The following is a 25771-nucleotide window of genomic DNA, read 5'->3' on the forward strand; positions in this document are numbered from 1 at the left end:
GCAAGTAGGTCAGTTGCTATTGTCAGCCATGAGGGTGTACCTCTGGTCGAACACAGGAAGGCCTGTGTTCAGTTGTGACCAGGGCGCGAGTCGTCGCATTGCAAGGATTCTCGGATTCCCAGACCAGTTGTCTGAAGGACCGCGGGACAAACATTTAGCGGGTGAACAACAGCAGTGCAGGGAGTGACCTTCAGCGGTGCTGAGCCCGTTCAATAGGGCACCGAACCGCACAGTGTCTCTATGGCCTCGACCAGTTCGTCATAGCCCACCGGCTTGTTCAGGTGGCGGTCGAAGCCCGACTGGCGTGAGCGGTACTGGTCGGCGCTGGCGCCGTAGCCGGTCAGGGCAATGGCCGGTGTGTAGCGCAGGTGCTCCAGGCCCCGTAGCGCCTTGATCAGGGCATGGCCGTCCATTATCGGCATGCCGATATCGGACAGGATGATCTCGTAGCGTCCGTCGGCGGCGGCCTCGAGCGCTGCTTGCGGGTCGCTGTAGGCCTCGACGTTCGCACCTTCCATTTCCAGCAACTGCTGCATGACCTCAAGGATTTCCTTCGAGTCGTCTACCAGCAGCACCTTGATACCGTCCAGACGGCCGTCGCTGGCCTGCTCGGGCGCATCTGGCGGGGCCTGGTGCACGGGGGCGGACAATGGCAGGGAGACCGTGAAGGTGCTACCGCAACCAAGCCCCGGAGAATAGGCCGCCACCGTCCCGCCATGGGCCTCGACCAACTGGCGCACCAGCGACAGGCCGATGCCCAGCCCGTCGCGGTGGTTGCCGGACGACTGCGGGGCAGCCTGGGTGAACAGGTCGAAAACGCTCTCGAGGCTATCCGCGGTCAGGCCCACGCCCTGGTCGATCACTTCCAGATGGGCTCGTGTGTCTCGCCTGGCGAGCGCCACGCGAATCTCGCTGCCTGCGGGGCTGAATTTCAAGGCGTTGTTCAGCAGATTCCAGATGATCTGTTCGAGCCGCGTGCCATCGGCTTCGACGTAGACCGGCGCGCCATCGGCCGGCAACGCCAGGCGCACGGTGCAAGGATGCTGCTCGTTGAGCACGACCGCATGGATGCCCTGTAGCACTGCGCACAGGTCGATCAACTGGGTCTTGAGCTTGAGCTTGCCGGTGCGGATGCGGGCGACGTCGAGCAGGTCGTCGATGATCCGCGCCTGACTGGATACTGCGTCACAGATGATCCCGACAGCCTTGCTGGCGGCGCTGGCAGACTTCACCGCCGGCGAGCGACGCAGGATCTCGGCGTTGAGTTGGATCAGGTTCAGCGGATGCTTGAGCTCGTGGGACATGACGGCGAAGAACTCGTCCTTCATGTGGCTGCTGCTCTGCGACTCGGCCAGTTGCTTGCTCTGCTCGTCGTGCAGGCGCTTGTGGCCGGTGAGGTCGCGGGCGATCTTCACGTAGCCGCGCAGGCTGCTGCCCTTGAGGCGGGAGACCTCGCCGCTGCAATAGAAGCGACTGCCATCCTTGCGCACGTGCCAGCGCTCGTCCTGGCCGCGGCCATGGAGGCGGGCGCTGCGCAGCTCGTGTTCCGGCACACCGCTGGCCTGATCCTGTTCGGTGAAGATCAGCTGATAGTGCTGGCCGAGGACCTCGTCCTTGCCATAACCGAAAATCAGCGCGGCGCCGGTGTTCCAGTCGGTGATCAGACCTTGCTCGTCAAGCAGGATGATGGCGAAGTCATGGGTGCTTTCGGCCACCAGGCGCATGCGTTCCTCGCCCTGGCGCAAGCGTTCTTCCGCGGCGCGGCTCTGGCTGATGTCGATGAAGGTCAGCACGGTGCCATCGACGTTGCGCTCGCTGGCCCGGTAGGGCAGCAAGCGGGCCAGGTACCAGTGCTGGTTGTGGCCGACGACCTCGCGTTCGATGGTGGTCTCGCGCTCGACCACCGCACGGGCGTCGTCGGCCAGGCCGGGGTAGTCGAGACGATGGGTGATATCGAGTAGCGAGCGCCCGGTGTCCACCGGCAGCATGCTGAAAATGTCGGTGGCCCGTGGGGTGAACCAGCGGATGCACAGGTTACGGTCGACGAAGACCGTGGCGATGTCGGTCGAGGCGATCAGGTTGCTCAGGTAGTCGTTGACCTTGTCGGTCTCCTCGACCTTGGTCTTGAGCTCGTAGTTGACCGTCAGCAGCTCTTCGTTGATCGACTGCAGCTCCTCCTTGCTGGTTTCCAGTTCCTCGCTGGCCGAGCGCAGTTCCTCGTTGATCGCCTGCATTTCCTCGTTGGAGGCGGTCAACTCCTGGCTGGAAAACTCCGATTGCTCGATGGTTTCCTGCAGTTGCAGCCGCGTGCGGTGCAGTTCGCGCTCCAGGTTGCTCAGCACCATGCCTTCGGTCTGCTCGGCGGCTGCGTTGGTGCTGGCGCTGCTATCGACTTCGATTGTCTGGAACACCACCAGCAGGCAATCGGTACCACTGGGGTCATCCTGGTGCGGCTGGATCAGGATTTGCACGGTAGTGGGCTGTTCGTCGAGGTTGACCGCGACACTGCGCGAGGTCACCGCCTGGCCGCTGCCTTGCGCTTGCAGCATGGTACTGCGCAGGGCCGGCCGCAAAGGCGCGATGATCAGGCTGAGCAGGTTGTGGCTGAGCTCGCCACCCGCATGGCGCAGGAAGCGCCCGACACCTTCACTCATGTGCAGGATATTGCCCTCGCTATCGACCACCAGGCTGGGCGGCGTGCAGCGGGCGAGTGCGCGGTGGTGGATCTCGGCGTAGGACAATCGGCGAGTGCTACGCGCGCGGGCCGGTGGCGTGAGCGCAGGCTCCGGAGCCTGCAGGCGCGGCGGATGGCTGGTGGTCGGCACTTCTCGGGCGCGGAAGATACGGTTGCGTTTGTCCACGGCGACGAACAGGTCGGCCGCAAGGTCAGTCGATTCGGAGCTACCGAGGAACAGATGGCCGCCTGGACGCAGGGCGAAATGGAACAGACGCAGGATATCGCGCTGCACCTCGCGGTCCAGGTAGATCAGCAGGTTGCGGCAGACGATCAGGTCAAGCTGGGAGAACGGCGGGTCGGATAGCAGGTTGTGACGGGCGAACAGGACCTTTTCCCTGATTTCCTTGCGTACCCGCAAGTGCTGTTCTTCCTTGATGAAGAACTGGCGCAGGCGCGCCGCCGACACGTCGGTGGCGATGGCGTCTGGATACCGGCCGGCGCGACCGATAGCGATGGCGCGTTCGTCGAGGTCGGTGGCGAATACCTGCACCTGGGCACTGCGCTGTTCCACCGCCAACTGTTCGGTCACCAACATCGCCAGGCTGTAGGCCTCCTCGCCGGTGGAGCAGCCCGCTGACCAGAGGCGTACCTCGTGCGCGGACTCTTCGCTGGCATCCTTGTTGACCAGGCCGGGCATGACATGGCGCTGCAACGCTTCGAACGCTTCGCGGTCGCGGAAGAAATTGGTCACTCCGATCAGCATGTCGGCCAGCAGTGCCCGCGACTCCTCCGGATGGCGTTGCAGGAAGTCGAGGTAGCCGGCCAGCTCTGTCTGGCCGGTGACATGCAGGCGGCGTTCCAGACGGCGCAGTACGGTGGCGCGCTTGTAATGGCTGAAATCGTGTCCGGTATCGCCTTGCAGCGTCAGCAGGATCTCATCCAGCAACGGGTCACTTGCCGCCGGGTCGCCTTCACGCTCTCCCAGTGGCGGCGGCAGGCTGTCGTCTTCGATTTCCGGCAGTTTCACCTGGCGCGCCGTGCGCCACAACTCGACCAGGCGCCCAGGCATTTCAGCCACCGGCAGCAGCAGGTCGACCATGCCGGTGGCCAGCGCCGCACGGGGCATGTCGGGGTGCTCGGCATCATCGGGCGCCTGCACCAGGGTCACGCCACCTTGCTCCTTGATGCGTGTCAGGCCTACGGCGCCGTCGCTACCGGTTCCCGAGAGCACGACGCAGAACGCATGGTCCTTGTGCACGTCGGCCAGATCGCGAAAGAACAGGTCGATGGCCACATGATCGCCGCGGCTGCGCTTGGCCGGGGTTACCCGCAGGTAGCCGTCGTTGGTGGACAGGCGATTGGCCGGCGAGATCACGTAGACATGGTTGCGTTCGATCGGCACCGGCTCGCTGACCTGGCGTACCGGCATGCGGGTGACAGCCTGGATGATCCGGTCGGCCTGGCTCTGGTGGTCCGGGGAGAGGTGAAGAACGACGACGAAGGCCATGCCGGAGTCGTCCGGGGCGTGCTGGAAGAAACGACGGATCGCCTCCAAGCCGCCGGCTGAGGCGCCGATGCCGACCACGGGGAAATCCAGGTGGCTGGGGCTGAGCGCCGAGTTGTGCGGCGAGGCGAGGGACGTTTTGCTGGACGACTTCATGGCATCAGCCTTGTACGGACTGGGAAATGGCCTGGTGCGAATCGCCGGGCACTGGGCGCAGATTATAGGTTGGCGCTCACTTTGGCGATGAGCGGTTGCCCTCGAGGAGGGCCAGATGCTCGATGGCCTCCTGATAACGCTCGGCTGCCTTGCGCCGCAGCCTTTGGTAATGGTCGAAGTCAAAGGCGTCGAGCCCGACGCCTTCGAGCAGGGCAAAGGCTGCGTGGTCGAGTTCATAGGCGCTGGCGAACAGCCGGCGATTCTGCTCCAGAGCGAGCTGTTGGCAGGCGCGGGTCGTGGGCATGGGAGCTCCGGTAGGCGAGGTGGTATTCAGACCTATGACTAGCGCGCAGGCAAATAAGTGCGAACGTTTTGACCGGATGGCTCAACGGGCAGCTCTTTTTGATTTCAGCTGCGACCACCGACTGTGCCCGTGGCCTGGAAGCGAATGGAAAATCTGTACATGAAGATGGAATATCTGTACATCGTGCTATCTTTGTACAGTATTGGGCCGCGCTCGAGGTCAATATGGTTCACCGTGCTCGTTGGACGTGCCTTTGCCTGCTGATCGTTGCGTTTTCGGCGACGGCGGACTGGCGCTCGCAGTTGCCCGGAGCGCAGCGGTTGGGTGCGGGTGAGTTCACTTGGTTCGGCCTGCGTCTTTACACCGCCCAGTTATGGACGCTGGGGCCGGCGCTGGACTGGAATCAGCCGTTCGCCCTCGAGCTTCTCTATCACCGGTCGTTGTCCAAGGACACGCTGGTACAGGCCAGCCTCGAGGAAATGCATCGTCTCAACGCTGGCGGCATTGCGCCACAGCAACGCTCGGCTTGGACCCAGGCGCTCGAAGCGGCATTCGTGGACGTGCGCCCCGGGATGCGAATTACAGGCTTGTACCTGCCGGGGCAGGGGTGCCGCTTTTACGTCGAGGGTGAATTGAGCCGCGAAATCACCGACCCGGCCTTTGCCCGGGCATTCTTTGCCATCTGGCTCGATCCACGTGCCAGGGACCCACAACTGCGTCAGCGCCTGCTTGGGCTGACTGACAGTGAACGAGGACGCTGAACATGTACAAAGCACTGTTGCTGGCGTTGTGTCTGCTGCTGGGCAGCTGTGGCAATGTCGGGGTCGAACGCTATGCCCAGGAGCAGCCGAAGCTCGACCTGGTGGCGTTCTTCTCGCGGCCGGTACAGGCCTGGGGGATGTTCCAGAAGCGCTCCGGTGAGGTGGTCAAGCGCTTTCATGTGCGCATCGATAGCCGTCGTGAAGGTGAGCATCTGATCCTCGAAGAACATTTTCTCTACAGCGATGGCACCCGTCAGGAACGCACCTGGCGGTTGGTGCCCGACGGCCCTGGCCGCTGGCGCGGAACGGCGGGGGACGTGATTGGCGAGGCCAGGGGGGAAGTGGCGGGTAACGCGTTGCGCTGGCGTTATCAGCTTGACCTGCCTGTCGACGGGCGTAACTGGCAAGTGGACCTGGACGACTGGATGTACCTGATGGATGACGACACGCTGATCAATCGCTCGAGTATGAGCAAGCTGGGCGTGGAAATCGGCCAGATCACCCTGTTCTTCCGCCGCCTCCCGGAGGGTACGCCGTGAACCTGGTCACGCTGTTTCAATGGGTCTCGACCGGCGAAGCGAAGGCGCTGGAACTGCTGTCGCTGGAGGGCGGCTTCTACCTCCTGCGTGCCTTGACCGACGCTGGCCCCGTGACTCTGAACGATGCCCACGGGCAGCCTCTGCGCGTGCGCTCCACCACAGAACTACGCCAGTTGCTGACGGGCCTGCCAGCCGTGCCCTGCACGCTGGTGCAGCACGTGGTACATGATGAGATGTGCGGGCAACGTGACGGCCCCATCGAACCACTGCGCGTCCCGATAACGCTGGCCAGCCAGTGGTAGGCGAAACGATGCGCCTGGGCCTGGTGCTGGGTGACCAGCTGTCGTTCGACCTGGCGAGCCTGAGCGCTCTCGATCCTGCCCGTGACGCTATCTTGATGGCGGAGGTGGAGGGTGAGGCCCGGTACGTGCCGCACCATCCATTGAAGATCGTTCTGATTTTCAGCGCCATGCGGCACTTCGCTCGGTGCCTGCGCGAGCGGGGTTGGCAAGTGCACTATGTCGAGCTCGATGCGGCAGGCAACAGCGGCAGCATCGTTGGCGAGTTGTGTCGCTGGCAACAGGCCTTGGGCGCTACGCAGATCCACCTGACCGAGTGCGGCGAGTGGCGTCTGGAGCAGGCATTGCGTGATGCCGGGTTGCCGCTGGTGTGGCACCGTGACCGGCGTTTTCTGTGCTCGCGCGAAGCCTTTGCGCGCTGGGCCGGTGAGCGGCGCCAACTGCGCATGGAGCACTTCTACCGTGGCATGCGCAAGCGCACCGGCCTGCTGATGGAGCTCGATGGCAGTCCGGCAGGTGGGGCCTGGAATTTCGATGTCGACAATCGCAAGCCGTTGCCGCGTCAGCTACGTGGTCCATTCGCTGCGCATTTTGCGCAGGACGAGATCACAGCAGCGGTACAGGCGCTGGTAGTTCAGCGCTTCAGCGATCACTACGGAGCCACCGACGGCTTCGACTATCCAGTAACCCATGCCCAGGCCCAGCAGCTCTGGCAACACTTTCTGGAGTTTGGCCTGGCGGCTTTCGGGGACTACCAGGATGCGATGGCCGAGGGCGAACCTTACCTGTTTCATGCACGCATCAGTGCGGCGCTCAACATCGGGCTACTGGATGTGCGTTGCCTGTGTGAAGACGTCGACAGGGCGTGGCGCGAGCGGCGAGTGCCGCTCAATGCAGCCGAGGGGTTCATCCGCCAGTTGATAGGCTGGCGCGAGTACGTGCGCGGGATCTACTGGCTGCGCATGCCGGAATATGCCGGGCTCAATCACCTGGGCAACGAGCGCGCGTTGCCGGAATTCTACTGGACCGGGCAAACCCGTATGCGCTGCATGGCGCAAGCCATCGGGCAGACCTTGCGGCTGGGCTACGCACACCATATCCAACGGCTGATGATCACCGGCAACTTCGCCTTGCTGGCCGGTATCGTGCCAACGGCGATTTGTGAGTGGTACCTGGCGGTCTACATGGACGCTTTCGACTGGGTCCAGCTGCCCAACACGCTTGGCATGGTGATGCATGCCGACGGTGGCTACCTGGGCTCCAAGCCCTATTGTGCGAGTGGTCGGTACATCCAGCGCATGTCCGACCATTGCGCGTCTTGCAGTTACAGGGTTGGTCAGGTAACCGAGGAGGATGCTTGCCCGTTCAATGCTCTGTACTGGCATTTTCTGATTCGCCATCGCACCTTGCTGTCGGCTAACCCGCGGCTGGCTCTGGCCTATCGTGGGCTCGATGGCATGTCGGCCAGCCGTCGCGATGCCGTATGGCAACGCGGCCAGTCGTTGTTGGCGCGACTGGATGCCGGGCAGGCAATATGAAGAAGAGCCTGTTGCCCAGCAAAGTCTGTGTGGTGTGCGGCCGGCCGTTCAACTGGCGCAAGCGCTGGGCGCGCTGCTGGGAAGCGGTGCGCTATTGCTCCGAGCGATGCCGCAGGTCAGCGCCACGCCGCCAGGCGCAAGAGCAGGGGCAAGGTGAAGGCCCAGATGGGCGCCAGTAGCAGGCCGGTTTCCAGCGTGCCCAAAGGCAATCCCACCCCGGCCAGCCTGGCGCCCGCCAGGTAAGCCAGGGGGCCGCCGATTGCGCCTAGCAGTGCACCGAGCCGCCAGTCCCTGGCGATCCATGCCAGGCTGTGGCGCATGCCACTGGCCAGCACCAGCCACAGCAGCGCCAGCCACAGTGGCAGCGGCCAGGCATCGAACGCGAATACCCCCAGCGCTCCCAGCACCGTATCGAGCAGGCAGCCGGCCAAGGTAACGCGCCACAGCGCCTTGAACTCGGCGCTGACGTCCCTGCTCAGGCGCAGATGCACGCCCAGGCCGAGGATCACCAGCAGCAAGAGCCAGGGCCGTTCGGCACCCAGTACGCAGGCCCACCAGCCGACCTGCAACCAAAGGGCATTGGCGACCAGCCTGCCGCCGTGCATCAGGCATGGCCTGGCAAGGGCGCACGACGTGCCTGGGGCGCAGCCAACAGCAGGTGGGCAACGCCGATGGCGCGCTCCTCGAAGCCGCCTTGGCAGTAGCACAAGTAGAATTCCCACAGGCGCTGGAACGTGTCGTCGTAGCCCAGGTCGGCCAGCGCCGTGCGTGCCTGACGCAGGTTTTCCCGCCAATGCTGCAGGGTGAGGGCGTAGTCCTGGCCGAAATCTTCCATATGTACAAGGTTCAGCGCGGTGTGCCGGCTGGCGGTATCGAGCATCACGCTCAGCGAAGGCAGGGCGCCTCCGGGGAAAATGTAGCGCTGGATGAAGTCCACCGAGCGCCGTGCTTGGTCATAGCGCTGGTCGCGAATGGTGATGGCTTGCAGCAGCATCAGGCCATCGGGCTTGAGCAGCGCGGCGCACTGGCGGAAGTACACCGGCAGGTAGCGATGGCCGACCGCTTCGATCATCTCGATCGAAACCAGTTTGTCGAAACGGCCTTCCAGGTCGCGGTAGTCCTCGCGAAGTACTGTTATGCGCTGCTCCAGGCCCAGCGCCCGAACGCGCTCCAGGGTATGGCTGTACTGCGCTTCGGAAAGGGTGGTGGTGGTGACCCTGCAGCCGTATCGGGTGGCGGCGTGAATCGCCAGGGAGCCCCAACCGCAGCCAATTTCCAGCAGGTGATCGTCAGGGCATAGCTCAAGTTTCTGGCAGATGCGCTCCAGCTTGTTCAACTGAGCGTGTTCCAGTGTCTGCCCGGGATGCTCGAACTGGGCTGCCGAATACATCATGGTGGGGTCCAGTAGTCGCTCGAACAGGGCGTTGCCGAGGTCGTAGTGCGCCAGAATGTTACGCCGGGAACCGCGTCTGCTATTGCGGTTGAGCTGGTGCAGCAGCCGCAGGGCAGGGCGGCCGAGGCGCGCCAGGCCGCCCTCGAGCGCGTCGAGCACTTCAAGGTTGGCGACGAACAGGCGCGTCACCCGTGCAAGGTCCGGGCTGCGCCAATAGCCGTGAATGTAGGCTTCGCCGGCACCGATCGAGCCATTGCCGGCGATCAGGCTCCAGGTGGCGTCATCGAGCACCTCCACTTCGGCCTGCAACGGGCTCTCGGTATCGCCAAAACTCCACTGCTGGCCGTGGCACAGCAGGCGCAAGTGACCGTGGCGCAGCTTGCCCATCCGGGCGAGCACGGCGCTTCGTGCCAGACCGCCGAGCAACGGCGCAAGGCCGGCGAACTTGCTAACGCTCAGGGTGTGATTCGACATCATTCGTGTCCTCGCAGGAGTGGCCGAGCGCCAAGTGATTCTGGCGGGCAGTGTGGTCATGGATGGGGGTGCGTTTGAACAGCAGGCGCAGTGCTTGCCAGTAGATAGCCGAGAGGGTGCGCAGGCTCATCCACGGGAAGGCCAGGATGTATCGATGCAGACTGGCGCGGTCCAAAGGCTGGCGCTGCAAGGCGAGGTCTGCCTTGAACACCGTGCGCTCGTGTTGGTGGTTCTCCATGTGGATACGTATATGTTGCGCATCCAGGGAGAAGCGAAAGCGATAGTCCATGTCCAGTGGCATGAACGGCGACACATGGAAGGCCTTGGATACCGTGAAGGGTGTGCCCAGGTTGTCGTGGACCGGCAGCACGTAGTGGAAGCGTTCACGCCAGGGGGTGTTTCGTACTTCCAGCAGGATCGCCGCCAGGTTCGCGTCGCGGTCATGGCAGAAATAGAAACTCACCGGGTTGAACGACAGCCCCCAGCAGCGCAGTTGCGTGAGCAGGTGGACCGGGCCTTCGGGCATATGCCCGGTGGCTTGGTGGACGATCAAGCGCGCGGCCTGTGCCAGCGTGTGTCCCTGCTGGGTCAGCGCTGGCAGGTAGTCGGTCTGGCGAAAGCTGAGCGGTGCCAGGCGCCAGCGCCCTAGCCAGCGTGACAGGCTCATCAGCCAGGTTTGCTCGTCCAGATCCAGGTAGAACATGCCTGTTCGATAGCGGAACGCGTGGGCGCGCGGCGTCAGGCGATGGTGGCTGATCCAGCCCAGGCAAAGGCTGCTGTTCACAGTTGCACCCCGAAATGCGCGGCCACCTTCAGCGCACTGACCACACCGTCCTCGTGAAAGCCATTTCCCCAGTAGGCACCACAGAAGTAGCTGTGCTGCTGACCTTGCAGCTCTGACTGCCGAGCCTGCGCCGCGGACGCCGCGAGGCTGTATTGAGGATGGGCGTACTGAAAGCGGGCAATCACCTGGGCAGGGTCTATCAATGCGGTCTGGTTGAGGCTCACGCAGAAGGTGGTCGGTGCCTGAATACCTTGCAGGATATTCATGTTGTAGGTCAGCGCGGCGGGAGCCTCCTGTGGGCCTCCCAGGCGGTAGTTCCAGCTCGCCCAGGCGCGCTTGCGGCGCGGCAGCAGGCGGGTGTCGGTGTGCAGTACGACGTCGTTACTGGCATAGCCGATGGCCCCGAGCACGGCACGCTCCTGTGCGCTGGGGCTTTCCAGCATTGCCAGGGCCTGGTCGCTATGGCAGGCGAACACTACATTGTCGAAGCGTTCGGTGCCGGCCGCGCTCACCACCGTTACCCCACCTTCGTCGCGGCTGACCCGGTGAACCTTGCAGTCAAGGCGGATATGGTCAGCGAAGGGGCGGCACAGTGGCGCGATGTAGCTGCTCGAACCACCGCTGATGACCCGCCACTGTGGACGGTGGTTGACCGACAGCAAGCCGTGGTTGCGACAGAAGCGGACGAAGAACGCGAGGGGGAAGTGAAGCATGTCGGCGCGGGACATCGACCAGATGGCCGATCCCATCGGCACGATATAGTGGTCGATGAAGCGCTGCCCATAGCCCTGTGCCTGAAGGTAGCTACCCAGCGTGGTGTTGGCATCGATGCGCTGGCTGTCCAGGTCGGTCAGTGCCTGGCGGTTAAAGCGCAGAATATCCCGCAGCATTCCCCAGAAGCCTGGGGAGATCAGGTTGCGGCGTTGTGCGAACAGTGTGTTCAGGTCGTGGCCGTTGTACTCAAGGCCCGTGGCCGGGTCATGCACGGAAAAACTCATTTCGGTGGGCTGTGAGGTGACCTTGAGCTGGTCGAGCAGCCGAATGAAGTTGGGGTAGGTCCAGTCGTTGAACACGATGAAGCCGGTGTCTATTGCATGGCGCTGGCCCTTCCAGAGCACATCGAGGGTGTGGGTGTGACCACCGATCCAGCGCTCGGCCTCGAAAACCGTGACCTGGTGGTTGCGCGACAGCAGATGGGCGCAGGTCAGCCCGGCGATGCCGCTGCCGATGATTGCTATACGCATGAATCAACCTTCCTGTTCATGACGGGCGAGGCGTTGCCCCAGGGCCAGACGCAGGCGCGCCGGTAGCGCACCGAGCAGGCGCAATACACAGGTGAAAAGACCGGGGAAGTTGATTTCCACGGGGCGGTGGGGCAAGCGCCTGGCGATGTGTCGGGCGGCGCGCTGCGCACTCCACAGCTGCGGCATGGGGAAATCGTTGCGGCGTGTCAAAGGTGTGTCGACAAAGCCAGGGCTGACCAAAGTGACTGCGATACCTTCGCGAGCCAGGTCGATCCGCTGTGACTCCATCAAGTAGCGCACCGCGGCCTTGGAGGCGCCGTAGGCACCGGCGCGGGGCAAAGCCAGCCAGGTCACCGAACTGCCCATCACCACCAGGTGAGGGCGCTGGCCCTTGCGAAGCAGGGGCAGTGCCGATGCCAGGCAATAGGCGACACTGAGCAGGTTGGTGCGCATCACGCGCTCGACCAGCGCCGGATCGAACTGCCCCGGCTCCAGGTATTCGCAGGTGCCGGCGTTGAAAATGGCCATGTCCAGCCCGCCCCAGGCCTGCTCGATCCGTGCGGCGATCGCGGCGATATCCTCAGGGTTGCCAAGATCGCCGATGGCCAGCAGTACCTGCCCCGGAAACTGTTCGGCCAGGGGCGCAAGGCGATCGGCCTGGCGTGCGCCCAGGGCCACTTGATGGCCTTGCTCCAGCAGGATGCGAGCGAGCTCGGCACCGATACCGCTGCTGGCGCCGGTCAACCAGCAGCGGCTCATGCCAGCCTGCCTTTGAGCCAGCGAATGGCGCCGCCCATGATGGGAAGGTGTTCATAAATGAGGGCGCCGGCGACGAAATAGTCCTGGTGAAAATGCACACGGTCGCGCCAGTGCAGGCAACTGCAACCTTGCAACGAGATCTGCTGCCCGCTGGCCAGGCGAGGGTGGCGGAACTGCAGGGTCCAGCGCAGGTAACCCTGTCCGGGGCCTACCTCGTCGGCGCTGAGAAAGGCATAGCGGATATCGGTGGCGTTGGCGTACAGCTGTTCGAAATAGGCTCGCAGCGCCGGCAGGCCCTGTATGTGGTGCAGGGGGTCGCGAAAAGTGATGTCTTCGCTGTACAGGTTTTCCAGCGTGCCGAGGTTAGCCCCATCGAGGCTGGCGAAGCGCTCGGCGAATTGCTGTAGGTATGCTGACATGTGGGCTCCAGGAAATCCTGTACAAAATATATTTGTTGTACAGGTATAGCTGAAGCTCCGGGATTAATCTATACAGATTGAGGGTTGTGTATAGCTTTTTTTTAGCGCTGGTCCTGGCCGAGCTGGCGGCGCAAGCGGGCCACTTCGGCCTCGAGCTCGCGCACCTTTTCTTCGGCGCAAACCTGCGCTGTGACATCGCGCTGGATGCCGATGTAGTAGGTCAGCTGGTCTGCCTCGTTGTACACGGGCGAGATGGATAATTCGTTCCAGAACAGGCTTCCATCCTTGCGATAGTTGCGTAGCACCTGGCGGCAGGGGCGGCCTTCACGGATCGCATCGCGAATGCTTGCGAGGCCTTCCTGGTCATGATTCTCGCCCTGCAGAAAACGGCAATCCTGATAGAGGATGTCGTCGGCGTAATAGCCGGTCAGGCGCTCGAAAGCGGGGTTGACGTAGATGAGGATGCTGTCGTTGCCCTCTTGCTCGGCAACGACGATGCCATCGTTCGAATGCTCGACCATCAGTTGAAGGAGTTTCGCGGTGATCATAGGGCCCACCTACAGGCGTTTTATATGCGAGATGCGCAGATTGCTTCTGTGTGGAAGACCTCGGCGCCGTTGGTTGCATGATGGACCATGGAGGCTCGCCGCAGAAAGTCCATATGAGTTTAGAATGCTCGATCTCCCGGATATTCTCTGATTATGACTGACACCACCCCACCCGATTTGCTACCCATGCGCGATGTGGTCAGCTTGACCGGCATCAATCCGGTCACGTTGCGCGCCTGGGAGCGGCGCCATGGGTTGATACGCCCGCAGCGCACCGAGGGCGGCCATCGCTTGTACACCGCCCGGGATGTGCAACGCATACGCGACATCCTGCGCTGGACCGCCAACGGCCTGTCTATCAGCAAGGTCGGCGACAGGCTCGCCGGCCGGCCTGAGGCGCCAGTGCAGCAGCCCTCGGCCTTCGACGAATGGCGAGACGCTGTGGTGCGCGCATCCGAGGCATTCGATGCGCAGGCGTTGGAAGGGATTCATGGCCAGTTGTTCACCCTGTTCCCCAAGACCTCCGTGCTGCGCGAGGTGCTGATGCCGGTTTGGTATGAGTTGGCTTCAGGGGCTGCTCCAGGCCGGCGTAGCCAATGGCTGTTTCTCGATACGTTCCTGCGTGCCCGCTTGCTGGCGCGCCTGCACTTGACTCAGATCCCCGCGCCGCGGGTGCTGCTGGCGAGCACCGAGGGGCTGGCTGAATTCGAGGTGCTGTGCGCTGGGCTGATGTTGAGCAGCGAGCAACAGCGCATCGACGTACTGGGCTGCGGACAGTCGTTGGAAGAGTTGCCGTTGCTCTGCACCGCCATGCAGCCTGCGGCGCTGGTGATAAAAGTCCAGGCGCCGGTGAGCCCCGCCTTGGCCAGGCGCTTGCGTACCTTGCAGATGGACATTGCCTGCCCGCTGGCCTTGGTTGGCGAGCGGTTGGCTGATTCGTTGCACGCGTTGAGTGGAATCCCGTTATGCCTGCTGGACGAGGGAGGCGTTGACGCTGCGCGCAGGCTGAGTGCGTTGCACCGTGGCGCGCTTGACCTTTAGCGGGTCTGGACTTCAAACATGGAACTTTGCCCCACGGATTGGCTTCCCTTGTTCAAAGGCCAAGCTGAGGAGAGCAGCATGAAAAAAGAGACCCAGACTCAAAAGCCGGGGGCGCAGACCGGGACCCAGGGGGAGGAGGAGCGAGACAACGACGCCCATCGTCCGGACGGATCTACCGGTACGTCACATGACTCGACGGCGCAAAAAACGGCCCGTGATCATGGTCAGCACAAACGCTGAAATTGCCACCCGACAGGGTTGAGGCTCGCTACTTTGGCGAGCCTCTGGGGCGGGGCAGGGAAATCGCAGGTGAGACGTCAATTGAATGGAATTCTCGGTCCCATCGCCTGTTCTACCGGACTCAGCTCCTGGCTCACCTCGTAGCTCGGACCCCACTTTCCGGAGCAGCGAATGCCTCGAATCATTACCCCAACCACCCCTGAACACGAGATCAACGAGCACAATGCGAGGATGTTCGGCTCTCCCAAGGAGCGCCTGGACTTCTACCGCCGCGAGATCCAGTACGAAACCAGCATCCTGGCCAATCGCACGGATGCCTACCTGGCGGCGCAATCTTTCCTGGTCATCGCGTTCGTTTCTTCCATGGGCAACCTCAATCAAGGGTGGGGCGAAATGTTCACCCTGATCGTGCCGGCGTTCCTTGCCTTGCTCGGGGTATTGAGCTCGCTCAACGCCTGGCCTGGCATCCGGGCTGCGTACAACATCATCGATCACTGGCAGCTCAAGCAAAGCCACCTGCTGCGCAGCGAGCCGTTGATGGGGTTGGCCTACGACGAGTCGCCGCTGTTCTCCGAGGCAGAGACCTCTCGTGCAGGGCATCGAAAATCACTGCTGTTTTCGTTACGCACGCCGTGGATCTTTCTGGTCTTCTGGGTGCTGCTGGGTAGCTACTCGGTCTACATCCAACTGGCCTGAGCGCGTCGATCCTGGACGTTCGGTTCGAGCATCCAGGGCTCGACGCGGGCTCAGCGGGCGAGGTGTGCCGTAGCGCCAACCTCAGTAACGTCAGCCTTTGCTGTGCTCGTCAGACGTGGGCCCGGTGCCTCGCTTGATGCCTCGTGGGCCAGCAACGCCCCAGATACCCAGACCCACGAGCGGCAGCGCCAGGATCAGCAAGGCCCAGGCCGCTTTGACGGCATCCGTCTTGTCGCTCCTGAACACGCTGACGATGGCCCACAGGTCGATGAGTAGCAGAATTGCCGCCACGGCAATCCAGAAGTAACTGGCTAAACCGTTCATGACCTTGCCTCCTCTACACGTAGTCAGGGCCCAGGGTGCCCGCCGCAGCGCCTGGCACGAGGATGACCTTGCGGCAGTTGTCCTGCTTCTGATCGAATATCTTGTATCCCATCGCTGCCTCCTCGAGCGCCAGGCGGTGGGTGACGATCAGTTCCGGTTGCAGGCGTCCGGCTTCGATGTGCTGCAGCAGCTCTGGCAGGTATTTCTGGACATGGGTCTGACCCATCTTGAAGGTGAGGCCCTTGTCGAAGGCATCGCCGAACATGAAGGCGTGGATGAAACCGGCATACACACCGGGGACGCTGACAACCCCGCCACGGCGAACCGCGGCAATGCTCTGGCGTAGCGCCTTGCCACTGCTGCCTTCGATTTTCAGCGCTGTCATCACCGTTTCTGCAGTGCTGCCCTTGGCCTCGAAGCCGACTGCGTCGATCACGGCATCCACGCCGCGCATGCCAGGTGTCTGACGGATGATGCTGTCTGCAGGGTCGTCGTCCTGCTCGAAGTTGATGGGTATGACTCCGTAGGCCTCCTGGGCATACGCCAGGCGGTAACCGTTGTCGTCGACCATGAAAATGGTCTGGGCGCCGAGCATCCGCGCGCAGGCAGCACTCAACAAGCCCACTGGCCCGGCCCCGTAGATGGCCACTGACGAACCCTGGCCGATGTCGGCATTGATCACCGCCTGCCAGGCGGTCGGCAGAATGTCGGAGAGAAACAGCACCTTGTCATCGGCAAGGTCCGTGGGCACCTTGAACGGGCCGACATTACCTTTGGGCACCCTGACATAGTCGGCTTGGCCGCCAGGGATACCGCCATACAGATGGCTGTATCCGAACAAGGCAGCTCCTGGGGGAATGCTTTTTTTGTTGATGATCGCGCCGCGCCCGGTGTTGGTAGTCTCGCAAGCCGCGAACAGATCGTGCTGACAGAAGAAGCAACTGCCGCAGGCGATCACGAAGGGGATCACGACGCGATCGCCGATCTTCAGATTGGTAACGGCACTGCCGGTGTCCTCGACGATACCCATGAACTCGTGCCCGAAAATATCGCCCGCTTCGGTTTGCGGAATTTTGCCTCGATAGAGGTGCAGATCGGAGCCGCAGATGGCGGTGGCGGTCACCTTGAGGATGATGTCGTCTTGTTCCTGGATGAAGGGATCAGGGACGTTATCGACCCTGACGTCGTGTGCTCCGTGGTAGGTCAGTGCTCTCATGAGTGTCTGCTCCTGCAAGTGCATGTTTGCGTGGTAGGTATGCAGGGGAAGCCATGACGGTCAGCAAAGTTCAGGTGAGTAAGTCCGGTGGTACTAAATACTGACTCGCTAAATAGCGGCCTCTGTTCGATCGGGGTAAGCGGGAACAGGCTGCATCCGGCCAGCACCAGCGGTCCTGATCCAATGCTCATTGGAACGTTGCGCGCAGGGCGGGCTCTCACGAACAGGGGTATAACGAGGCCGTCATCATGAGCATCGAACGCAGCATTCCTGAACTTGAAGCCTGGTACGCACAGTACGACGACGTCAGTTACCGTCGCGAGTCGCCGGATGCCTACCACCATGAACTGGTTCGCACCGCCGAGGCGCTGCGTGACGATGGTGCCATCGACTGGGATGACTGGCTGGCGCTGAAGGCGTTGGCCGATCAGGCCCATGTCCGGGCACTGGAAGACGCCGTCCAGGCCCACGTGAACGACCCTGACGCATGAAAGGGCTGAAGATTGCCACCTTCAATATCAATGGCATCCGCAGCCGCCTGCCCGCGTTGTTGGCCTGGCTGGCGCGGGAGCAACCGGACATCGTCTGCCTGCAGGAATTGAAGGCGGCCGACCAACAGTTTCCTCGCGAGGTGCTTGAAGCGGCGGGTTATGGCTGCCTTTACCAAGGGCAACCCTCTTGGAACGGTGTTGCAATCCTGGCGCGCGATAGCGAACCACTGGAGGTCCGTCGTGGGCTGCCCGGCATGGAGGACGATCAGCAGAGCCGCTATCTCGAAGCTGCGGTGCAGGGCGTGCTGGTGGGCTGTCTGTATCTGCCCAATGGCAACCCGCAACCCGGCCCGAAGTTCGAGTACAAATTGCGCTGGTTCGAGTGCCTGATCAAGCATGCCCAGGCACTGCATGGCAGCAGCCATCCCACGGTGCTGGCGGGCGATTTCAATGTCGTGCCGACTGATCTGGATATCTACAACCCACGTTCGTGGCTCAAGGACGCGCTGCTGCAACCTGAGTCACGGGCGTGTTTCGAGCAGTTGCTGGCGCAGGGCTGGGTCGATGCTGTTCGCCACCTGTACCCAGAGCAGCGCATCTACACGTTCTGGGATTATTTTCGCAATCACTGGGCACGCAATGCCGGACTGCGGATCGACCACTTGCTGCTCAATCCCGACCTCGCCCCCTATCTGAAGCGGGCGGGTGTGGATGCCTGGGTACGCAACGAGGCCAAGGCCAGCGATCATGCGCCGGTCTGGATCGAACTGGGCAGGCGCCGCCAGCAACGTTAGCGGTCAGCGTTTCGGTCGATACCGTCGCTCAGATGACGATGTAGTCGCTGCGCTGCAGCGTGCCTCGATGTTCGCCCTCGACCAGGTGCACGTAACGACCGTCGACCAGGTCCACCGGCAGGCAGTCGTCGACATCCACCACTGTGTCGGTGTGCGGCTTCAGCCAACCGGTTGCCATGCGTTGCTTGCCAATTAGCTTGGCGGCAGCCTTGTCGGTAGCCGTTACCAGCAAGTAGCGGTGATCCTCGCCAAACACGCCAGGTGCGTAGCCTCCCAGGTTCAGCAAGAACAAGCGCATGGCGCCGGGCGGTGGTGCGGCGTGGCCGAGCTCGACGCGATAGCCATCCACACCGTGGACTTCCAGCCAGGAATCGATATGCAGGCCTTTGCGGCTGCCGAACCAGGCGCTGCGAAGCTGCGGGTAGGTCTGGTCGAGCGTGTCGGCGTGGGCGAAGACCACGTCGTGGACTTCGATGCTGGCTCGAGGATGTCTTCCTCCGAGCATGACTACGTAGAGCATGGGTGAGCCTGTGGTGAGGGTCAGGGGGCATATGGTGGCATAGCGTGTGGTTGAGTGCTCGGCGGCGTGTCGGCATTGTGCCGCTGCTCATGCGCACGAGGGTTTGTCTGATAGTTAAATAGGCTTTTTCTTAGTTTTTAGGAATCCTCCGATATTTCCGCCCGGGTATTTACTGGAAGATAGCGCTCGTGTTCAGGGGGTGGGTGCTTCTGGGTTCTATAAGTGCGCACTGAGCGTGTGACGAAACTTATGGACATGCCAAGGACTTGCGTCAGCTCGGAAGGGCTCGCTCTTTGAAGAAAGCGCCTGATGGATGCGGGTGCTGGGTGCATTAATGCCCAGGGATGGGCATTTTCTTTATGAAAGCCTTTAATTTCGCCCATCGGTACACAGTCACTGTTCGAGTTGCTCGCGCGACTTGAAGGTATCTCGATGCATTCGTTTTTTTCGGCCGCTGAAGTGCGGGTAGTTCATCCGGGCGCTGATATTGCATTTTGAGCTTCCAGGCGATTTTTCGTCACTGGATTGGATGCCTGTGCGCGAAGAGCGGCTCCCTATCACAAGCAGGTCGAGGTGATGATCTCGATTGATTATTGGATTGAAGGGGTTGGCGGTTGGTCATGAAGTCGAAAATGAATATCAAGTTTGCGCCGGGCAGGCAGCGGTGGATGGGTGGTGTGTTGGTCTCGTGTGTGTTGGGAATGGGAGGCTCGCCAGTGGCATGGGCTGTACAAGTTGCCGATGTAAAGGGGCCAGCGCCGACGGCTGTGGATGATGCACGCCTTGATGCCAATATCAAGGTAGTGACCGAAAAATGGGAAAAGATTAACGCAGAGATTCGCAAGGTCTTTCCGCTGCCTGGCAGTGAGCCTGGTGCTTTTACAGCTATGGTCGGCTCGTTAGATAAAGGCGATGGCACATTCGTTACGACGCGCAATCTGTTTGAACGTCGCGTACAAGACGCGAGTAAGGTGGCCGACTATCTCGGAGTTGAGGGCTTGGCTGACGGTGTTGAGAGGGGAATCAAGGGGTTCACTGACGGTGTTGAGAGGTTAGCTGACGGTTTTGAGAAGTTCTATGAAAAGACCGATGCTAATAACAAGTTAATTGCCGACTCGCTGGGTGGTGGTGCAAAGATTCCTTCGGTCAAGACGCAGGACGCTCGCAGTGCTCCGGTCTTTACTACCGTGGATGTCGATGCAAACGGTAATGCCCAAACTTCAGTCTCGACCAGCAATAACGTAGCCGATGCACTGGTTGCTGTCGGCGAAAGCGTGAAGAACACTGCCAACGCTGCCGTCAAATACGACGACGCCAGTAACAAGGCTCAACTGACCCTCAATCCGGGTGGTCAGGCCGCGCGCCTGTCCAACGTCCAGGCCGGCGCGCTGACTGCCAGCAGTACCGATGCAGTCAACGGCAGCCAGTTGTCGTCCTCGAACGAACGTATCGGTCAGCTCGGCACCCAGGTTGACGAACTGGCCACACGTACCGGCAATGACATCGCTGCGGCCAAGGCCTACACCGACGCCAACGTCGTCACGGTGCGCCAGTCCATCGAGGCGATCCAGGACGTAGCGACCCAGACCGCGCAAGCAGCTGTCAAATATGACGACGCCAGTAACAAGGCGCAGTTGACCCTCAATCCTGGTGGTCAGGCGGCGCGCCTGTCCAACGTCCAGGCCGGCGCACTGACCGCCACCAGCACCGATGCGGTCAATGGCAGCCAGTTGTCGTCCTCGAACGAACGTATCGGTCAGCTTGGCACCCAGGTTGGCGAACTGGCCACACGTACCGGCAATGACATTGCTGCGGCCAAGGCCTACACCGATGCCAACGTCGTCACGGTGCGCCAATCCATCGAGGCGGTGCAGGGCGTTGCGACTCAGACCGCGCAATCGATGAGCAAAGTCAGCGCTGAGGTGGCCAACCTGCAGAAAGGCGTGGGCGGTGCTTTCCAGACCAGCGCCCGCAGCAACCTGCGTCAGCCCCAGGCTTCGGGGAAAGACGCCGTGGCCGGTGGCGGCGCTGCTCAGGCTGCGGGTGACAACAGCGTGGCGATGGGCGCCCGAGCACGTGCCGAAGGCAGTGGCACCACTGCGGTGGGGAGTGATGCCAAGGCCACTGCCAGCAACAGCGTTGCCCTTGGCGCCAACTCGGTTGCCGATCGCAGCAACACGGTCTCTGTGGGGCACGCCGGTGCCGAGCGGCAGATTACCCATGTCGCTGCGGGCAGCAGTGGCACGGATGCCGCCAACATCGCCCAGTTGACTCGCGCCACGGCTGCTGCCACCGAGCAGGCGAATGTCTATACCGACCAGCGTTACGCGCAACTGCACCGCGACCTCAAGCAGCAGGACAGCACACTCAGTGCGGGTATTGCCGGCGCCATGGCGATGGCCAACCTGCCACGGTCGATGGTCGCCGGCGGCAGCATGACCTCCGTGGCGGCGGGCAACTACCGGGGCGAGTCGGCCCTGGCGGTGGGTGTCTCGTACGTCTCGCCCAGCGGTCGTTGGTCGACGAACTTCAGCGGGTCCACCAACACCCGTAACGACGCTGGTGCTGCAGTGGGCGTCGGTTATCAGTGGTAATTCGTTTCGATCAACGTAGAACCGCGAGGTGGGCGTGTGTAATCGCCTGCCTCGCCGATGGTTAGGAGTGTATGAACATGCAGATCGATGCTATAGCGAAAACGCGGGCTGCCATCAGTGAACGCCTGTTGATCACAGGTGCAACCGGATTTCTCGGTGGTTCGCTGGCCGCTCAGCTGATCGCATACGGCTACGTCAGCCAATTGTGCTTCCTGGTTCGGGCAAGTAGCCCGGAGCAGGGATTGGAGCGTGTGCGTACCAATCTGAGCTTGCACGGTGTAGGTGAAGTCGGGCGGATGTCGCTCAACGCCAATCAGGTCATTTGTGGAGACCTGCTGGATACCTCCTGGCTCGAGCCTGAGTCAGCAAGGTTGATGACGATCGATCGGGTCATCAACTGCGCGGCCGTGGCATCTTTTTCGAATAATCCGAACATCTGGCCGGTGAACGTGGAAGGCACCTTTGCCTTTGCCAAGGCGATGAGTCGCATGCCGCGCCTGAAGCGCTTCGTGCATGTCGGCACGGCGATGAGCTGCGGCCCTGATCGCGATTCGCTGGTCAGCGAATCCTGGCGTTTTCCGCAGGCCGAGGCACAACTGGTGCCCTATACCGCTTCGAAGGCCGAAATCGAGCGACGCATGCGCCAGGAGTTGCCTGATCTACCCCTGGTCGTGGCCAGGCCTTCGATCGTGGTCGGGCACCGCACCCTGGGATGCCAGCCGTCGGGCAGCATCTTCTGGATGTTCCGCATGGGGCTGGCCCTGGAAAGCTTCACCTGTGATCTGGAAGAGAAGATCGATGTGATCCCGGTCGACTACTGCGCCGATGCGCTGATCAATCTTGCACTCAAGCGCCATCTGCGGCATGACCTCTATCATATCTCCGCAGGCCGGGACGCTGCCTGCACGTTTTCCGATATAGACAAGGCCTATGCTGCTGCCTGCACGACGCAGCCGGTGAGCGAGCGCTACCAGAAAGTGGGTGTCGAGGATCTGCCGGCGCTGGCGGCCGACTTCGAGTCTCGCATCGGGCCAGGCAACCCCCGTCTGATCATGCGCGCTTTGCGCCTGTACAGTGGTTTCGCCAATCTCAACTACGTGTTCGACAACAGCCGTTTGCTGGATGAAGGCATCTCACCGCCGCCGCGTTTTACCGACTATCTTGAAGCCTGTGTTCGAACGTCCAGAGGCGTCGCGATCACGCAGCAGATGCAGTGGGACTTCAAGTGAAGAACTGCGCAGTATTGGCGTATGGCCAGTATTTCAGTCAGGATTGCCTGGCAATGGCTGAGCGCTTGCCTGGCGCTCGCTCAGGTGTGGTGCCCAAGCATCGGGATGCAAACAGGTGCCAATCATAGATGGAGCTGACATGAGCGCTGATTCCACCGTCATACGTGTTGCCGTGCTCGATGATCACGCCGTGGTGCGCTGTGGGGTGGTCGCGCGCATCGGCGAGGAGCCGGATATCCAAGTCGTGGGCAGCTACGCCTCCAGCCTGGAGATGATTACCGGCTTGCGCACTGCGCCTGCGGATGTGTTGCTGGTCGATTACACTCTCAGCCCGAACGAGCTCGATGGCGTTTCACTGATCCGCGCCCTCATGGCCAGGTTTCCCGCTAGTGCGGTACTGATCTTCTCTTCGCACTATGAGCCTGCGATCGTAAGCCTGGCCATGCGTGTGGGCGCCTGCGGGTTCGTCGGCAAAACCCAGGACATGGCGCATATGATCAGCGGCATCCGCACCGTCGCCAGAGGCAAAACCTACATCGACCCGGATATGGCCTACCGCTTGGTGGAGGTCAGCGTCAATTCGGCCCTGCAGCGAGCACCGACGCCCGCGGTGGAATGCAGTGCGGTGCGAGTCGAGGGGGTGCGGCTGTCAGCCAAGGAAAGCGAGGTCATTCGGTGTTTTCTTGCAGGCCTTACGGTCAGTGAGATCGCCCGCAAGTTCCAACGCAGTGAAAAGACCATCAGCACCCAGAAATGGTCGGCCTTCCGCAAGCTGGGGGTGACTTCGGATGCCGAGCTGTTCAACCTCAAGCATCAGTCGGGTGCCTTTTGAGGTGTCTGGCGCTGCTCAGCTTGGTGATTCTGGCGAGCTTGGCACCGCCAGTGGCCGCGCAGAAATTCAGGCTGAGTGAGGAGGAGCGGGCCTGGATTCAGGCCAACCCAGTAGTCAGGGTTGCAGCCGACCGCCACTGGATGCCGATCGAGTACATGGAAGATGGGGAAATCAAGGGGTTGGCGGGAGAGTTGCTCGCCTTCATCGAACAGAACACGGGGCTGCACTTCGTCCCGGTACCAAGTGGTGACTGGTCCACCGTGGCCGGCCTGCTCGAACGGCGTGAAGTGGATTTGGTGTCGTCGCTAGTGCGTGATTTTGCCCAGCCGGCTTTTGCCGCACTGGTCAGCGAAACTCGTACGTACTACATCGGCATTACCTTCATTGTCGCGCTCGAAGACAATTCGATGGTCTTCGATGTCAAGCAACTCGAAGGGCGAGTGGTCGCGGTCAAGGGCGGTGGTGAATACGAGGCCAGGGTCCGCGCGCTATATCCGGGAATAACCATACTGGCGACCCGCACCCCCGAAGACGCCCTGATCGCAGTGATAGAGGGACGGGCCGATGCGGCCATGGGCGTGGGGCAGACGATGCTGCCTTACCTGCGCAGGAAGTACGGTGGGTTGCTGCAGGTATCAGGCGGTATCGCCAGCCTTCCGATAGAGCTGACGATGGGGGTCCGTCGCGACCTGGTGATTCTTCACGGGATCATCGACAAGGCGCTCGCTTCGGTCAGTGCCGAGCGCGCCTATGAAATGCAGGAGCGCAGCTTCGATTACGCTACCTACGGTGCGCCGACGCTCAGGGTGATGTTCAGCTATTACGGGCCAATCCTGGGAATGCTTGTCGTCAGCCTTCTGCTGATCCTCTTCTTCGCCTTGCATGCCCGTAAGGAACGGCGCGAGGCGATCCGCAGTGAAAGTGAGAAAAAGATGTTCATTGCAGTACTGACGCATGAAATACGTACACCGATGAACGCCATCATTGCGTCCATCGAGTTGCTGGGGCGCGGCGAAGAGCTTTCAGCCGAATCGCGCCGTCTGCTGGACCTGGCCAGAAGCGGGTCGGAAAACTTGCTGTATCTGCTCAATGATGTGCTTGACGTTTCAAAGCTGGAAGCTGGGCGCCTGCAGCTTGACCCTGCGCCGGTGGACGTCATGCGCCTGATAGGTTCGGTGGTCGACTTGCTCGCTGTAAAGGCGCGTGAGCAAGGGCTGACGCTGGAGTTGGTACAGGCATCTGACATCCAGCAGTGGCTGATGCTGGACAAGGTACGCATGGAGCAGATTCTGCAGAACCTGATCAGTAATGCGATCAAATTCACGGCGGCCGGTGGCGTGAAGGTGACGGTCGGGCTGAATACCGAGGCTTCATCACCGAGGATGGGCGAGTTGCGGATCCAGGTCATCGATACGGGTATCGGCATCGATTCCCATAGTCTGGAAAAACTGTTCGAACCCTACACACAAGCCTCGGGTTCCGCCAGCCACCGCTCTGGGGGTACCGGACTGGGTCTGTTGATCTGCCGCCAACTGTGCGAGCTGATGGGCGGGTCGATCGGGCTGTCGAGCGAGCCTGGCAAGGGCACAGTGGCCACGGTGGTGATCCCCTGTGAGCTTCATGAGCCCGCAACGCATCATGCTGCACAAACAGTTCCCGAAGCAGGCGCATTCGAAATGCGTCAAGTCGAGCAGGCTTTGCAAGTTCTGCTGGTGGAGGACACGCCCGCCAACCAGATCGTGTTGCAAGCACAGCTGGAGGTTCTGGGTTGTCACTCGATGCTTGCACAAACCGGGGGCGATGCGTTGCTGGCACTTGAGCAGAACCGCTTCGATATCGTGCTGCTCGATTGCCAACTGCCGGACATCACCGGCTACGAGGTAGCTCGTCGCTGGCGACAGGCAGAGGTGGTGAACGGCGCGACGCCAACACCTATCGTCGCAGTGTCGGCGCAGAACGACGCGGCACATACCATCGCCTGTTTCGACGCGGGGATGAATGGCGTGCTGGGCAAGCCGATAAGGCTGGGCAAGCTCAGGGACACGCTCGCGCTATGGGCTGACATGCACATCGCCGAAGCGTTCGAGGACGCTCTGTCGGCCGGTACTCTGCAGGCAGCAGCCGATTCGCTGCAGATCGACGTGGACGCACTGGATGCGGCGATCGAGGGCCACGACAAGGAAGCAGCGCTTTATCGCGCTCATCGATTGCTTGGTGCCTGTGCGGTACTCGGTTACCCCAGGATGATTCTTTGTCTTAAAGATCTTCAGTCTCATGTGCAAGTAGAGCGTTTCGAGCAGGCCGGCAATGACGTGATGCAGCTTCGCAAGGTACTGGCGGAAAAGATCGCCCGCTGACACTTTCAAAAAACAATACACCGTTCCAACCCATCGCG

The 25771-nt window shown here is 61.7% G+C and carries 26 protein-coding genes; 14 read left to right on the forward strand and 12 right to left on the reverse strand.

The features are described 5' to 3' along the window. Positions 1-209: 209 nt before the first annotated feature. Positions 210-4337, reverse strand: a complete 4128-nt coding sequence (locus tag ACTYOL_RS11315; protein ID WP_444757940.1) for a CheR family methyltransferase — start codon at positions 4335-4337, stop codon at positions 210-212. 76 nt (positions 4338-4413) lie between these two features. After that, on the reverse strand, positions 4414-4641 hold the full coding sequence (locus ACTYOL_RS11320; RefSeq protein ID WP_054894638.1) for a hypothetical protein: 228 nt from the start codon (positions 4639-4641) through the stop codon (positions 4414-4416). A 224-nt stretch (positions 4642-4865) separates the two neighbouring features. Between ACTYOL_RS11320 and ACTYOL_RS11325 the strand changes: the two genes are divergently transcribed. Genes ACTYOL_RS11325 through ACTYOL_RS11345 form a run of 5 tightly spaced genes read left to right on the forward strand, consistent with a single transcriptional unit; the run spans position 4866 to position 7957 of the window. Further along, on the forward strand, positions 4866-5402 hold the full coding sequence (locus ACTYOL_RS11325) for a chalcone isomerase family protein (protein ID WP_153774700.1): 537 nt from the start codon (positions 4866-4868) through the stop codon (positions 5400-5402). Between the two features lie 2 nt (positions 5403-5404). Then, on the forward strand, positions 5405-5941 hold the full coding sequence (locus ACTYOL_RS11330) for a DUF3833 domain-containing protein (protein WP_323454140.1): 537 nt from the start codon (positions 5405-5407) through the stop codon (positions 5939-5941). Further along, on the forward strand, positions 5938-6243 hold the full coding sequence (locus ACTYOL_RS11335) for a DUF6482 family protein (RefSeq protein ID WP_063544632.1): 306 nt from the start codon (positions 5938-5940) through the stop codon (positions 6241-6243). The genes ACTYOL_RS11330 and ACTYOL_RS11335 overlap by 4 nt, the downstream gene beginning before the upstream one ends. A gap of 8 nt (positions 6244-6251) precedes the next feature. Next, complete coding sequence (locus ACTYOL_RS11340; protein ID WP_444757941.1) at positions 6252-7778, forward strand: cryptochrome/photolyase family protein; 1527 nt, start codon at positions 6252-6254, stop codon at positions 7776-7778. Then, entirely contained in the window at positions 7775-7957 is a 183-nt protein-coding gene (locus ACTYOL_RS11345; RefSeq protein WP_112898067.1) for a DUF2256 domain-containing protein, read from the forward strand. Before ACTYOL_RS11340 ends, ACTYOL_RS11345 begins: the two co-directional genes overlap by 4 nt. Here the strand turns inward: ACTYOL_RS11345 and ACTYOL_RS11350 are convergent. From ACTYOL_RS11350 to ACTYOL_RS11380, 7 genes are all read right to left on the reverse strand, one after another. Continuing rightward, positions 7895-8383, reverse strand: a complete 489-nt coding sequence (locus ACTYOL_RS11350) for a DUF2878 domain-containing protein (protein WP_153774696.1) — start codon at positions 8381-8383, stop codon at positions 7895-7897. The two genes, ACTYOL_RS11345 and ACTYOL_RS11350, sit on opposite strands and share 63 nt — an antisense overlap. After that, positions 8383-9645: an SAM-dependent methyltransferase gene (locus ACTYOL_RS11355; protein ID WP_200602595.1), complete on the reverse strand. Its 1263-nt coding sequence runs from the start codon at positions 9643-9645 to the stop codon at positions 8383-8385. The genes ACTYOL_RS11350 and ACTYOL_RS11355 overlap by 1 nt, the downstream gene beginning before the upstream one ends. Further along, positions 9620-10429 carry a DUF1365 domain-containing protein gene (locus ACTYOL_RS11360; RefSeq protein ID WP_444757942.1) on the reverse strand — a complete coding sequence of 270 codons (810 nt, stop codon included), beginning with the start codon at positions 10427-10429 and terminating at the stop codon, positions 9620-9622. The genes ACTYOL_RS11355 and ACTYOL_RS11360 overlap by 26 nt, the downstream gene beginning before the upstream one ends. After that, the gene (locus ACTYOL_RS11365) at positions 10426-11673 is read right to left on the reverse strand and encodes an NAD(P)/FAD-dependent oxidoreductase (protein WP_153774693.1); all 1248 of its coding nucleotides are present in this window, start codon (positions 11671-11673) and stop codon (positions 10426-10428) included. Before ACTYOL_RS11365 ends, ACTYOL_RS11360 begins: the two co-directional genes overlap by 4 nt. Positions 11674-11676: 3 nt before the next feature. Next, entirely contained in the window at positions 11677-12432 is a 756-nt protein-coding gene (locus ACTYOL_RS11370; RefSeq protein WP_153774692.1) for an SDR family NAD(P)-dependent oxidoreductase, read from the reverse strand. Continuing rightward, the gene (locus tag ACTYOL_RS11375) at positions 12429-12851 is read right to left on the reverse strand and encodes a nuclear transport factor 2 family protein (RefSeq protein WP_444757943.1); all 423 of its coding nucleotides are present in this window, start codon (positions 12849-12851) and stop codon (positions 12429-12431) included. Before ACTYOL_RS11375 ends, ACTYOL_RS11370 begins: the two co-directional genes overlap by 4 nt. A 101-nt stretch (positions 12852-12952) precedes the next feature. Next, positions 12953-13399, reverse strand: coding sequence for a PAS domain S-box protein (locus ACTYOL_RS11380; protein WP_444757944.1), 447 nt, complete (start codon positions 13397-13399; stop codon positions 12953-12955). A gap of 153 nt (positions 13400-13552) precedes the next feature. Here ACTYOL_RS11380 and ACTYOL_RS11385 point away from each other — a divergent pair, with 153 nt between their 5' ends. The 3 genes from ACTYOL_RS11385 to ACTYOL_RS11395 all read left to right on the forward strand — a co-directional run bounded on the left by ACTYOL_RS11385 (position 13553) and on the right by ACTYOL_RS11395 (position 15376). Beyond that, the gene (locus ACTYOL_RS11385; protein ID WP_444757945.1) at positions 13553-14440 is read left to right on the forward strand and encodes a MerR family transcriptional regulator; all 888 of its coding nucleotides are present in this window, start codon (positions 13553-13555) and stop codon (positions 14438-14440) included. A gap of 78 nt (positions 14441-14518) precedes the next feature. Next, complete coding sequence (locus ACTYOL_RS11390) at positions 14519-14680, forward strand: hypothetical protein (RefSeq protein WP_414155357.1); 162 nt, start codon at positions 14519-14521, stop codon at positions 14678-14680. Positions 14681-14851: 171 nt separating this feature from the next. Then, positions 14852-15376, forward strand: coding sequence for a hypothetical protein (locus tag ACTYOL_RS11395; RefSeq protein ID WP_054894651.1), 525 nt, complete (start codon positions 14852-14854; stop codon positions 15374-15376). Positions 15377-15466: 90 nt separating this feature from the next. Here the strand turns inward: ACTYOL_RS11395 and ACTYOL_RS11400 are convergent, their stop codons facing one another. Together ACTYOL_RS11400 and ACTYOL_RS11405 are read right to left on the reverse strand one after the other, a co-directional pair. Further along, a complete protein-coding gene (locus tag ACTYOL_RS11400; RefSeq protein WP_054894652.1) occupies positions 15467-15700 on the reverse strand; it encodes a PLDc N-terminal domain-containing protein in 234 nt (77 codons plus the stop codon). A 13-nt stretch (positions 15701-15713) separates the two neighbouring features. Beyond that, entirely contained in the window at positions 15714-16916 is a 1203-nt protein-coding gene (locus ACTYOL_RS11405; protein WP_197889578.1) for a zinc-dependent alcohol dehydrogenase, read from the reverse strand. 248 nt (positions 16917-17164) lie between these two features. Here ACTYOL_RS11405 and ACTYOL_RS11410 point away from each other — a divergent pair, with 248 nt between their 5' ends. Then, entirely contained in the window at positions 17165-17407 is a 243-nt protein-coding gene (locus ACTYOL_RS11410) for a hypothetical protein (RefSeq protein ID WP_054894654.1), read from the forward strand. Further along, positions 17404-18201, forward strand: coding sequence for an exodeoxyribonuclease III (gene xth / locus ACTYOL_RS11415; protein ID WP_444757946.1), 798 nt, complete (start codon positions 17404-17406; stop codon positions 18199-18201). Before ACTYOL_RS11410 ends, xth begins: the two co-directional genes overlap by 4 nt. A gap of 28 nt (positions 18202-18229) precedes the next feature. On the opposite strand, the gene ACTYOL_RS11420 is transcribed toward xth, so the two are convergent. Then, positions 18230-18721 carry a DUF1543 domain-containing protein gene (locus ACTYOL_RS11420; protein ID WP_444757947.1) on the reverse strand — a complete coding sequence of 164 codons (492 nt, stop codon included), beginning with the start codon at positions 18719-18721 and terminating at the stop codon, positions 18230-18232. A gap of 1187 nt (positions 18722-19908) precedes the next feature. Between ACTYOL_RS11420 and ACTYOL_RS11425 the strand changes: the two genes are divergently transcribed. The 4 genes from ACTYOL_RS11425 to ACTYOL_RS11440 all read left to right on the forward strand — a co-directional run bounded on the left by ACTYOL_RS11425 (position 19909) and on the right by ACTYOL_RS11440 (position 25733). Further along, positions 19909-21315 carry a YadA family autotransporter adhesin gene (locus tag ACTYOL_RS11425; RefSeq protein WP_200602589.1) on the forward strand — a complete coding sequence of 469 codons (1407 nt, stop codon included), beginning with the start codon at positions 19909-19911 and terminating at the stop codon, positions 21313-21315. 77 nt (positions 21316-21392) lie between these two features. Continuing rightward, positions 21393-22544, forward strand: coding sequence for a cationic peptide resistance protein CprA (cprA, locus tag ACTYOL_RS11430; RefSeq protein WP_442797090.1), 1152 nt, complete (start codon positions 21393-21395; stop codon positions 22542-22544). 139 nt (positions 22545-22683) lie between these two features. Next, positions 22684-23376: a response regulator transcription factor gene (locus tag ACTYOL_RS11435; RefSeq protein ID WP_200602587.1), complete on the forward strand. Its 693-nt coding sequence runs from the start codon at positions 22684-22686 to the stop codon at positions 23374-23376. A 23-nt stretch (positions 23377-23399) separates the two neighbouring features. Continuing rightward, complete coding sequence (locus ACTYOL_RS11440; RefSeq protein ID WP_444758146.1) at positions 23400-25733, forward strand: ATP-binding protein; 2334 nt, start codon at positions 23400-23402, stop codon at positions 25731-25733. The last annotated feature ends 38 nt before the right edge of the window (positions 25734-25771 follow it).

It is taken from the genome of Pseudomonas sp. A014 (assembly GCF_052378495.1).
GTDB lineage: Bacteria > Pseudomonadota > Gammaproteobacteria > Pseudomonadales > Pseudomonadaceae > Aquipseudomonas > Aquipseudomonas machongensis.

Coding starts and splice junctions, on each gene's coding strand:
- ACTYOL_RS11315 (WP_444757940.1), bottom strand. CDS start 4,337: ATGAAGTCGTCCAGCAAAACGTCCCTCGCCTCGCCGCACAACTCGGCG.
- ACTYOL_RS11320 (WP_054894638.1), bottom strand. CDS start 4,641: ATGCCCACGACCCGCGCCTGCCAACAGCTCGCTCTGGAGCAGAATCGC.
- ACTYOL_RS11325 (WP_153774700.1), top strand. CDS start 4,866: ATGGTTCACCGTGCTCGTTGGACGTGCCTTTGCCTGCTGATCGTTGCG.
- ACTYOL_RS11330 (WP_323454140.1), top strand. CDS start 5,405: ATGTACAAAGCACTGTTGCTGGCGTTGTGTCTGCTGCTGGGCAGCTGT.
- ACTYOL_RS11340 (WP_444757941.1), top strand. CDS start 6,252: ATGCGCCTGGGCCTGGTGCTGGGTGACCAGCTGTCGTTCGACCTGGCG.
- ACTYOL_RS11345 (WP_112898067.1), top strand. CDS start 7,775: ATGAAGAAGAGCCTGTTGCCCAGCAAAGTCTGTGTGGTGTGCGGCCGG.
- ACTYOL_RS11350 (WP_153774696.1), bottom strand. CDS start 8,383: ATGCACGGCGGCAGGCTGGTCGCCAATGCCCTTTGGTTGCAGGTCGGC.
- ACTYOL_RS11355 (WP_200602595.1), bottom strand. CDS start 9,645: ATGTCGAATCACACCCTGAGCGTTAGCAAGTTCGCCGGCCTTGCGCCG.
- ACTYOL_RS11365 (WP_153774693.1), bottom strand. CDS start 11,673: ATGCGTATAGCAATCATCGGCAGCGGCATCGCCGGGCTGACCTGCGCC.
- ACTYOL_RS11370 (WP_153774692.1), bottom strand. CDS start 12,432: ATGAGCCGCTGCTGGTTGACCGGCGCCAGCAGCGGTATCGGTGCCGAG.
- ACTYOL_RS11375 (WP_444757943.1), bottom strand. CDS start 12,851: ATGTCAGCATACCTACAGCAATTCGCCGAGCGCTTCGCCAGCCTCGAT.
- ACTYOL_RS11380 (WP_444757944.1), bottom strand. CDS start 13,399: ATGATCACCGCGAAACTCCTTCAACTGATGGTCGAGCATTCGAACGAT.
- ACTYOL_RS11385 (WP_444757945.1), top strand. CDS start 13,553: ATGACTGACACCACCCCACCCGATTTGCTACCCATGCGCGATGTGGTC.
- ACTYOL_RS11390 (WP_414155357.1), top strand. CDS start 14,519: ATGAAAAAAGAGACCCAGACTCAAAAGCCGGGGGCGCAGACCGGGACC.
- ACTYOL_RS11395 (WP_054894651.1), top strand. CDS start 14,852: ATGCCTCGAATCATTACCCCAACCACCCCTGAACACGAGATCAACGAG.
- ACTYOL_RS11400 (WP_054894652.1), bottom strand. CDS start 15,700: ATGAACGGTTTAGCCAGTTACTTCTGGATTGCCGTGGCGGCAATTCTG.
- ACTYOL_RS11405 (WP_197889578.1), bottom strand. CDS start 16,916: ATGAGAGCACTGACCTACCACGGAGCACACGACGTCAGGGTCGATAAC.
- ACTYOL_RS11410 (WP_054894654.1), top strand. CDS start 17,165: ATGAGCATCGAACGCAGCATTCCTGAACTTGAAGCCTGGTACGCACAG.
- xth (WP_444757946.1), top strand. CDS start 17,404: ATGAAAGGGCTGAAGATTGCCACCTTCAATATCAATGGCATCCGCAGC.
- ACTYOL_RS11420 (WP_444757947.1), bottom strand. CDS start 18,721: ATGCTCTACGTAGTCATGCTCGGAGGAAGACATCCTCGAGCCAGCATC.
- cprA (WP_442797090.1), top strand. CDS start 21,393: ATGCAGATCGATGCTATAGCGAAAACGCGGGCTGCCATCAGTGAACGC.
- ACTYOL_RS11435 (WP_200602587.1), top strand. CDS start 22,684: ATGAGCGCTGATTCCACCGTCATACGTGTTGCCGTGCTCGATGATCAC.